Annotated in this window: 8 protein-coding genes; 4 read left to right on the forward strand and 4 right to left on the reverse strand. The window is 49.9% G+C overall.

The annotated features are described in order from the left end of the window. Nucleotides 1-175, reverse strand: a 175-nt coding sequence (locus tag ABD76_RS29240) for a transposase (RefSeq protein WP_478354313.1), incomplete at its 3' end; no start/stop codon positions are given. Nucleotides 176-1,136: 961 nt separating this feature from the next. Between ABD76_RS29240 and ABD76_RS03580 the strand changes: the two genes are divergently transcribed. After that, entirely contained in the window at nt 1,137-1,430 is a 294-nt protein-coding gene (locus ABD76_RS03580; protein ID WP_197254349.1) for a DUF5316 domain-containing protein, read from the forward strand. A 92-nt stretch (nt 1,431-1,522) separates the two neighbouring features. Here ABD76_RS03580 and ABD76_RS03585 read toward each other — a convergent pair whose 3' ends face one another. The 3 genes from ABD76_RS03585 to ABD76_RS03595 form a co-directional block, all read right to left on the reverse strand. After that, entirely contained in the window at nt 1,523-3,079 is a 1,557-nt protein-coding gene (locus tag ABD76_RS03585) for an ABC-F family ATP-binding cassette domain-containing protein (protein ID WP_197254351.1), read from the reverse strand. A 243-nt stretch (nt 3,080-3,322) separates the two neighbouring features. After that, on the reverse strand, nt 3,323-4,774 hold the full coding sequence (gene hpaB / locus ABD76_RS03590; protein WP_197254352.1) for a 4-hydroxyphenylacetate 3-monooxygenase, oxygenase component: 1,452 nt from the start codon (nt 4,772-4,774) through the stop codon (nt 3,323-3,325). 121 nt (nt 4,775-4,895) lie between these two features. Continuing rightward, complete coding sequence (locus tag ABD76_RS03595; protein ID WP_197254353.1) at nt 4,896-7,280, reverse strand: polyprenyl synthetase family protein; 2,385 nt, start codon at nt 7,278-7,280, stop codon at nt 4,896-4,898. Between the two features lie 194 nt (nt 7,281-7,474). On the opposite strand from ABD76_RS03595, the gene ABD76_RS03600 reads away from it, so the two are divergent. From ABD76_RS03600 to ABD76_RS03610, 3 genes are all read left to right on the forward strand, one after another. Next, nucleotides 7,475-8,602, forward strand: a complete 1,128-nt coding sequence (locus ABD76_RS03600) for an SGNH/GDSL hydrolase family protein (RefSeq protein ID WP_197254354.1) — start codon at nt 7,475-7,477, stop codon at nt 8,600-8,602. Between the two features lie 295 nt (nt 8,603-8,897). Further along, nucleotides 8,898-9,215, forward strand: a complete 318-nt coding sequence (locus ABD76_RS03605) for a magnetosome magnetite crystal formation protein family (RefSeq protein ID WP_197254356.1) — start codon at nt 8,898-8,900, stop codon at nt 9,213-9,215. A 285-nt stretch (nt 9,216-9,500) separates the two neighbouring features. Beyond that, nucleotides 9,501-9,803: transposase (locus ABD76_RS03610; RefSeq protein ID WP_197254355.1), on the forward strand; the 303-nt coding region annotated here is incomplete at its 3' end.

Consider the following 9,803-nt stretch of genomic DNA (forward strand, 5'->3'; position numbering starts at 1 on the left):
CAGCCGCCGGGCGACCGGTGCGTTCCGTATATAGCGGCGCTACCCAATCATGGACGATGGATAAATCAAGCGCCTCGTTGATTTGACGCAGGATGTGCTTTTTCGGCACGAGTTCATCCATATCCACGAATTGAAACATCTGAGGCTGGACAGCCGATGACTTATAGGCTTTCATGTTCAATCACTCTCTCGATTATTTGTTACAGTACAAATTCGACAAAACCGTGGGAAAGACCTGTTTAAGCGGACTTTTTCACCGGACTTCTAAAACTGCATTATCTCCCGCCGCTCTAGTCACCTTCTCCACCAAAGCTGCATTAGCTCCGGCCACTCTAGTCACCTTCTCCACCAATACTGCAATAATGCAGCAATTTCATTGACACGAGGCTGCGAAAATAGGATTGCTGCAAAAATACAGCAATTACCCTACGGCAAGGCATAAATAGCGTTCAAAATGGAGAAATAATGTAATTTTGCAGGATTTTCTCGGAATTTAGCCTCTTGAGGTTAAAAATGCTGCGCCTGTGCAGCATTTTCATACGGGGACTAGCTTGCTTCATGCGCAGACCACCTTGCTTCATGCGCAGACCATCTAGCTTCATGCGCGGACCAGCTTGCCCTAACCTAACCTGTTCTGCCTTCCCCGGTCCCGCCCTTCCTAAGAAAAAAAGACTGTCGACCGGACTGTGTCGACAGTCTGGGCGGCTCTCCCAACTCAGGAGAGCCTTTAGGCAGATTCCTCGTGCAATTGATTCGATAGTTCATATTCGTCGCGGTGCGTGGAATCATCAGCTTAACCGGAATAGAATCTATACCTTGGACTGCCATAGTCCCCGCATAGTCCCCTATAATTCGCGTCGGAATCCTCCGAGTCTCCTCCAAGAAGAGAGTCCGGATATTCGTGACCTTAATGTCTCAGAGATAATTTTTTCACACAAAAAAAGGAGAACCGCGGTTCCCCTTTATCCCTTGAGCCCGGAATATCCCAAGCTATTTGCATCGTCCCTGCCGGCGAGCTCCGCGATCATGAACGCCGCGCCCGGCAACAATTGTTATACGATCTGGAAAATGCATCCTTTATCCTCTATGATAGAGAAGGTGCCGGACAGATTCTTCAATGCCACGAGGAGGTTAGAATGAAAACAGCAATCGGGGTTGGAATCGTTGTACTTATCGTTATTGCCGCGATGTCCGTCGTCGCTTGGGATATTTCCATGGCGATGAAGTTATCCGGCTATGCAGGATTGGGCTCCTTAGCCTTAGCCGCTCTTTTTTCTGGCGCTGTGATTGATCCCGATTCCAGACGTGCGGATATGGCGACTGAAGGCAGGGAATCGAGAGACCGAAGGTTCAATTTATCCACCTTTTTCCTGCTGGTCGCTTTACCAAATCTGCTTGCGTGCCTCATCCTCTACTTCGGTTCGAAATGATGTCACAATCGGGGATGTATCAGCTAGTTCTCCCACCCGCATATTTAACAAAGACTCTATCGCATCTATTGCGATAAAGTCGGGCTCCGACGTTAAAATACTTTCGTCGTCCAAGATTCACAATTCCATGTCTCCGTCACGACATCCCGATAAAATTCAGGTTCGTGGGAAATGAGCAGAATGCTGCCCTTGTATGCCTTGAGCGCGCGCTTCAGCTCATCCTTCGCATCGACATCCAGATGGTTCGTCGGCTCATCGAGCACGAGCAGGTTGGTCTCTATATTGACGAGCTTGCAGAGGCGAACCTTCGCCTTCTCGCCCCCGCTCAGCACGGCGATTTTACTCTCGATATGCTTCGTCGTCAGTCCGCACTTCGCCAGTGCCGCACGCACCTCGAATTGGGTGAAGGAAGGGAATTCGTTCCAGATCTCTTCGATGCACGTATTATAGTTCGCATCCTTGACTTCCTGTTCGAAATAGCCGATATCCAGATTATCTCCCCGTTCAACCGAGCCGGATATCGCCGGAATTTCGCCGAGAATACTGCGCAGCAGCGTCGTCTTGCCGATGCCGTTCGCACCGACCAAGGCGATCTTCTGACCGCGTTCCATGCGGAGGTTCAACGGACGGGACAACGGTTCATCGTAACCGATGACCAGATCTTTGGTCTCGAACACCAGCTTGCTGGAAGCCCGGGAATCTTTGAAGTTGAACTGCGGCTTCGGCTTTTCCTTCGCCAGCTCGATAATTTCCATCTTATCCAGCTTCTTCTGCCTCGACATCGCCATATTGCGCGTAGCTACGCTCGCCTTGTTGCGCGCGACGAAGTCCTTCAGATCGGCAATCTCCTGCTGCTGGCGCTTATAGGCCGCTTCCAACTGCTGCTTCTTCATTTCATAGACCTGCTGGAATTTGTCATAGTCGCCGACATAGCGCGTCAGCTCCTGATTTTCCATGTGGTAGATCAAGTTAATCACGCTGTTCAGGAACGGAATATCGTGCGAGATGAGAATAAACGCATTCTCATAGGCTTGCAGATATCGCTTTAGCCATTCGATATGCTGTTCATCCAGATAGTTCGTAGGCTCGTCCAACAGCAGGATATCCGGCTTCTCCAGCAATAGCTTCGCCAGCAGTACCTTCGTCCGCTGGCCGCCGCTCAGATCGTTGACGTCCTTATCCAGGCCGATATCATTCAGGCCGAGTCCGCGGGCAGTCTCTTCCACTTTGGCGTCGATCATATAAAAATCTTGATTCGTCAACGTGTCTTGAATCGTGCCGACTTCCTCGAGGAGCTTCTCCAGCTCTTCCGGAGACACGTCTCCCATCTTGGCATACATGTCGTTCATTTCTTGTTCCATGTCAAATAAATATTGGAAGGCGCTCCGCAAGACATCTCGAATCGTTAAGCCCTTGCTCAGAACGGCATGCTGATCAAGATAGCCGACGCGTACGCGCTTGGACCATTCAACCTTGCCTTCATCCGGTTGAAGCTTGCCTGTAATGATATTCATAAATGTGGACTTGCCTTCTCCATTGGCGCCGATAAGTCCAATGTGCTCGCCTTTAAGCAGGCGGAAGGATACATCCTTGAAGATTGCACGGTCTCCAAAGCCGTGGCTTAGTCGCTCTACGTTTAATATGCTCATCCATGACACCTTTTCTTTTATACTATGTGCTTGATTTATTATAAACGGTATCGGGCCTAAAAGTAAGCGAAAAATAGCCTGAGCTCGTTTTATGCATTGTTCTGCTGTGGAACTGATGCAACCGTGGACGGGGGATTCTCCCCGAAGGCTGTTAGGGTCTAAGCTATGTAAGTTCTCTGTCTGCAGGAAGAAAATCCTGCCCTGGAAAATGGTTGGAGGGAAAAGGAGCAGGACTCTTTTTCCCTATGACAAAAAGTCTTGAACCCGGTCTCGATACTTCTCCATGGCGCCTTGGTAAGCCGTGTACAGCCGGGTGTTCACCACAGAGGCATTTCCGAAGAAAAAACGCTCATAGACGGTCTGCCTCCCGCCGAAGGTACTGACGCTTAGCTCCCATGCCAATCTGGATAAGTGCACATTTTTTTTGGCATCCAGAGCGATGCCCTTCATATAGCGGTTCAATTGATCGCGCATAGGGGCAGCAAAATCCTTTTCATCCGGAATCATAATCAGATTGCTGGCGCCAATCAACTGAACGATCTCAATCATGCGCGGATACACTTGTTGAAAATATACATTTGCGGCAAGCAGCGGCTTCCGGGCCGGAAGCATATTGCCCCATCGATCGGGGGAAGCCCCTTTCTCGGCGGCAAGCTGAAATGCCTTGAGCGTCTCAAGCGCTACGATTACCTCCGTCACCTTCTCGATAACATGGCCATGGCTTTCCAATCCGGAGGTCTTAACCAGCATGTCGATCATGCCCAGCAAAAACTCCGTTTTGGCAATGTTCTTGCAAATGATCTGCGTGCCGGCGTAGGTGTGAAAATGACTCTCATCCAGTAACCGGTATGCCATTTTTTCATCCCCGCATATAAAGACCCGGTCCCACGGTACGGTAACATCATCGAAAATGACAAGCGTATCCATTTCCTCAAACCGCGAACTCAGCGGATAATTGTAAGTGGACTCTCCGCCTACAAAGCTTTCCCTGCATATAAAGCTGATGCCTTCCAGGTTGCTGGGAACTGCAAAGGCGAAGGAATAGGGACTTTCCTCTGCCCCAGTGAAAGAGAACGGCGCAGGGAATACCAGAATTTCGTCCGAGGTTGCTCCTTGCGTGTCTAACAAAAAGGCACCGCGAATCACGATCCCGTCTTTGTTTTTCTCCATGATTCGGGCCGCCTCCGGCTCTTCGAATGTTCGAAGAAAAGTGGATACCCTCCCCGCCTTCGGCTGAATAAATACATGAGAAAGCGTAATATCGTTTTCCCGGCACGCCTCGTAATACCGTTGCAAGTTCGAGGCATACGCGGGATATTGCTCTTCAAGCACCCCGGCCGCAGCTGAAAAAGCCATAATGGCGGTGTTCATGTAATCGGGGGAACGCCCCAGGAAGCCGTGGTGGATGCCTGCCCAGGTCTGCATCATCTGCCTGCGCAGCGCAAGATCCTTTTTTGTTTTTGGTTGCATGTAGGACATGCCGACCGGATCGCCTGTCAAGGGCGAAGGATAGACCATTTTGCCTTGCAAATAGGCGTCATGCTGCATATCATACATGGAAGCCTGGGTAGCCATAAGTCCTTTGAACGCTCTATGTTCCGACAGAAGCCCCTGCACTCGCTCTCCCGCGATCCAGACATCGGGGGAATGATGATTTATCCGCTCGATATACTCGCTCCCGTTTTTTACCGGCATTCAGATCGCCTCCTCGTTTCTACCTACTACTTTATTCGTTCCAGGACAGCTTGGAATGAACGAATATCCTGGCTTGTCAAAATAACGAGGAGACGTGCTGGCATGTGGCCATAAATTAATTTTAACTGTCCCGATTGACCATATAGTTCAATAAATGTTTTAAAAAAGCGATTTGGCGAGGCATCGCTCTCAACGCTTCGCTGGCAAGGCAGTAATGCTCCCACATCTCTTTTCTGGCGCCTTCATGGCCTAGAATGGTCACAAAAGTCGAAGTATTGTTTTCCGCATCCTTGCCGACAGGCTTCCCCAGCAATTGCTGGTCTCCTTCATAATCAAGCAAATCATCCTTAATCTGAAACGCAATGCCCGCATGATAGGCGAATTTTTTCAACGCCGCCATTTCCGTCTCGTTCACCTGAGCGAGAATGGCAGGCATGATGAGGGAAGCTTCAAATGCAATCCCGGTTTTGTAAAAGCATATCATGTTCATTTGCTCCAGCGTCAACGCTTGGCCTTTGGATTGCAAGTCCATCGCCTGTCCCATGCAAATATCCGCGGCCTTTTGGGACGAATATCGCATCAAGGCAAGCACGGCGTTCGGATCGAACCCGTCCAGGGAAGCTTGTTCTTCAATCGCCTTCTGAATCAGGAACAGGCCGGTTAATTCGGCGGTGGCGCTGTTATGCGCCTGGTGCAGGGTTGGCCGTCCTCTTCGTGTAGCCGCATTATCCTGCGACGGCAGATCATCAAAGATCAAGGAGGCGGTGTGCATATATTCCAATGATCGCAGCAGCGGGACAATCGCTGAAGCCTTCAAGCCATATTCGTGTACGCCCATGACCCAGGCCAGCATCGGTCTCAACCGTTTGCCGTCCCCTTCGAGACTGTAGTTGGCGGCATCAATTAGCGTTTCCTTCATCGCTGGAATTCCGTGAGGCTTCGGAATCGGCAGGAGGCCGTTAATCTGTTGGCGAACCGTTTTGATCGTTTCGAAAAATTGTTCCTTTTCTTTGCGATCGTTTTTCAGAGCGGTTACCATCTGATCACGAAGCAGCTTATCGAAAAAATCGACCTCATCCGCTTTGCGAACCATGTGTTGGATCAGACGATTAAATTCCGGAATTCCGGAGGCGAACATATCCATGATTTCGTTATATTTTTCGTTACCGACGCGCTGTTTGCATCGTTTCAGACCGTTGATGGCACGGTCCAGGATCACCTCGCGGGACTTGGCATCGGATCGATATACGTTATGGATTAAATGAGAAATGACCGCCCAGTACAGTTCAAAGGGGTTGATCAGATCCTTGCGCTGACCGCGGTATTTTAAATAATAGGTATAGGGCGTTACGGCGCCGTCTCTCATATCGTCAAACATATCCGCAAAATCATCCGCCAACTGGTTGTAGATGCCATAACAGAATGTGCGATGATGAAAGCCTTCATCCTCAGGCGCGCGAATGACCGAGCGGACGATCAAACGGGAAGAAGAAGATTTCAGAATGATTGGCACATACAGCTCCTCATTGGTGTAATTCGGATTCGACAGTTCCTTGGCCCGGTCCAGATCCTGGGAATGATAAAACACATAAGACTGTTCGAAAAATGTTCTCTCGGTGTCCGGTAGCTGATATCCTTTAATATACTCAAAAGCATCCCGGAGCTCCGCGTGGATAAAACGGAGCATTTCCTTGTTCTGGCCGGCCAACTCTCCCCATTCCGGCACCGTTCCCGTGACAAGCGCGGAACGTATCATACGGGAATATTGCTCCTTCTCGTGCTTCTGCAGCACTTGGGAATCGAGCAGATCGTCAATGAAGGGATAGGTCAGTCCGTAGGAATAACCCAGCCTGATGGCTTCATCAAGTCTTCGGGCCCGTTCCGCCGGCAATATATCGTCATCCATCTCTTCGATGACATGGAGAACAACCCCGGCAATGATTTTGATCAGCTTGCGCTGGCCCTGCTCCGCATCCATTCCTTCCGGAATATGGGCGGATACGCTTCTCAGCTTGCCGAACACCCATATCGCGGCGTTTTCTATCCCTTCCTTCTGAGCCCATCGATATACCCCGGCCAGACTCAAAACTTCGGGCTGTTCTCCCCCGTTGGTTGCCGTGGAAGGAAGCAAATGCTTTTTGATTCCGGCAATGCAGCGCTGAATTCGGGTCTGCGTGTGAGGAGAATCCAGGGCTTTGCCCAGATCCCTCATATACATGTAGGAGACGCTCCGATCCAGGTATGCGTCCAATCTTCCGGCATCGTTCAACCATTGCATATATTTATCATAATCCGAAGCTTCCGGTTTTCTCCTTGTTCTCGAAAAAAAGGAGAGCCATGAAGGAGATGGAATATGGTCCCGCTGCCATAATTCAAAATCTGCTGTCAGTGCAGGCACATACGTCTTGCTCTTGACCTGCGCGGAAAGAGAGGCAAAATAATGAGCGGCCTTCTGCTCCGCTTGCCGATACCCTCTCTCGGCTTGATCTGTCATGTCGTATTTCATAGGATGTCCCTCAGCTTCTCGTATGGATTTATTCGTGCCCCGGCCATTCGCCGGAGCGGGGTCAAGACTTTATACGTGACATTATCTTTGCGGTTACGAAATTATGACGTGACAAGTGATTGAATACACTCCAGAAATATTGTGGTAATATCAATGAGGAATCACACTTCTGTTCAAGGAGGCTTATCTTCATCATGGCCGACCAACCAATCGATGGGACTGAGAAAAAAGGTTCTGATCTTGATCCTCATATGCGCTTGGAACAAAATAGATTCGCGGGGTTGCAATGGTTATCCCCGGCCGAAGAACCGTTTCGGTTAAGCGGCTTCCCCTGGTTCGAGCGGGAACGGTTTTTCCGCAGACTTCCCCTTCAGTCACGGCATACGATCCCCCCCATTGTCTATCTGATCGCTAACCATACAGCAGGCGGGCAGCTTGCCTTCCAGACCACCTCCCGTAAGTTGGCCATCCGCGTATACTTGGCCAATAAGGCGGATTTGTATCATATGCCTGCCACCGGGCAATGCGGGTTTGATCTCTATTTAGGCAAGCCCGGGGAGCAAGTTTATTTCCGAACAAGCCAATATGATCATACCCAGAACCATTACGAAGCGATGCTGTACGATTTCCCAGCGGCCGGGTGGCGCCATGTGACACTGAACTTTCCGCTCTACCAGGGAGTGAATGGGCTGTCCATAGGTGTAGAGCCGGATGCGGTAATCGAAGCGCCGCTCCCCTACCGCAAGGACAAAAAAGTGATCGTCTATGGCACATCGATTACGCAGGGCGCCTGTGCCTCCCGGCCTGGAATGGCTTACACAAACATACTAAGCCGCCGCATCCCTCTGGAATTTATTAATCTCGGATTTTCCGGCAGCGGCTGCGGAGAGCCGGAGATGGCGCATATCATCACCGAGATTAAGAATCCGGCGATGCTGGTGCTTGATTATGAAGCCAATGCCATCAATCCGGACCGGCTCAAGAAGACCTTGCCGGAGTTTATTCGTATTTACCGGGCAGCTTTTCCCCAAGTTCCGATCCTCGTTATTTCGAAAATGGAGTTCGCCAGCGAGTCCTTCGTGCCGGAATTAAGGACCCTGCGGCTGGAAATGGGCCGGATCCAACGCGAAGTGGTCGAGAGGCTTCGCAAGCAAGGGGATTCGCATCTTCATTTTTATGACGGCAGCACACTTCTTGGCACCGATGAGACCCGATTTGAATGTACGGTTGACGGCATCCACCCGACCGATCTTGGCTTTATGCGCATGGCCGACAAGCTGACGACGATCTTCAAGCATCTGCTGCGGCACGAGCTTGCCTGAGTCTTCTCAATAATAATCCTCCTGCGCGACGCAGGGGAAATTCTTCCGTTTAGGCGGCTGCCGTAATGAATAAAGCCTCAAGCTCCGAAGTTGGCTTCCATAATCTCTTGGCATCGATGAATACATCTTCATCGAATTCCATACTGTAAATATCCGGCGTGGAGGTTCCACTTCAATTTTGCAATCTTACAATTTTATAAGCCTCTTGAAAGCTGGATCGATTAGTGTGCAGATGTCTTCTGCTGTATATTTAAGCCATGGAACAGCAACGACAAACTTGCTTGAGGTGATAGATATGAACGGAAACAAACTAGTCTCTGCTCTTTCTTACTGGAGCGTTCTCTTTGCGCCGATTTTATTTCCGATACTTGTCTGGATTGTCGGTGACTCCGAGAGCAAAAGCCATGCCAAACGAGCGCTGTGGACGCATATACTTCCTACGGTTGCAGCCATTGCAGGGTTTGCCGCATTGGGAGTCATCAGCTTAAGCGTGCGGGAGGTAGAGGTAACCTTGGGGATTGGCTCGGTTATTACCGTCGCGCTTTGCGCTCTCATTAGCGTGTACTTTTTCATTTGGAATATTGTCAAAGGGATTCAAGTGATCAAATCATAACCATGATATCACATCGGAGGGAGGTGCCGGCCGGCACCTCCCTGTCCTCTTTTGAAGCCTATATTTTGATCTTCGTCAATTGGACTGTCCCCTTGTTCCAGTCGGCCGCGATATGGTACTCCAATGCTTCCGGCAATCACACTCATGAAGGCCCCCCTCACTCCAACGTAGTTACTTCCGATTCAGAATCCAGATCGCGCCGCCGTATCCTATTTAGCCCCTATATAAACTTGGACAGTACACCCCTTACTCCGATACAATAATATTGAGGCGGAGGGGAACGAAATGAAGAAGAAACAGTATGATCTTAATTTCAAAAAGATGGTAGTTGCTAAAGGGAAGGAAATCGGCAACATGACCGCTGTAGCAAGGCAACATGAGCTTGATCCAAAGATGGTACTGCGATGGGCTAGAGAATTAAATCGTAAGGACCTGGATCAACTGGATGGGGCTAGTATGAAGCAAGCGAAGTTTGTCCCGACTGCAGAAGATTATGCTGCCCTTGCGAAAGAGAATGAGAAGCTCAAGAAACTCTATGCAGAGCAAGCCTTGGAGAGGGACATTCTCAAAGACCTACTAAAAAAAACG

This window comes from Paenibacillus dendritiformis, assembly GCF_015845845.1.
Lineage (GTDB): Bacteria > Bacillota > Bacilli > Paenibacillales > Paenibacillaceae > Paenibacillus_B > Paenibacillus_B dendritiformis_C.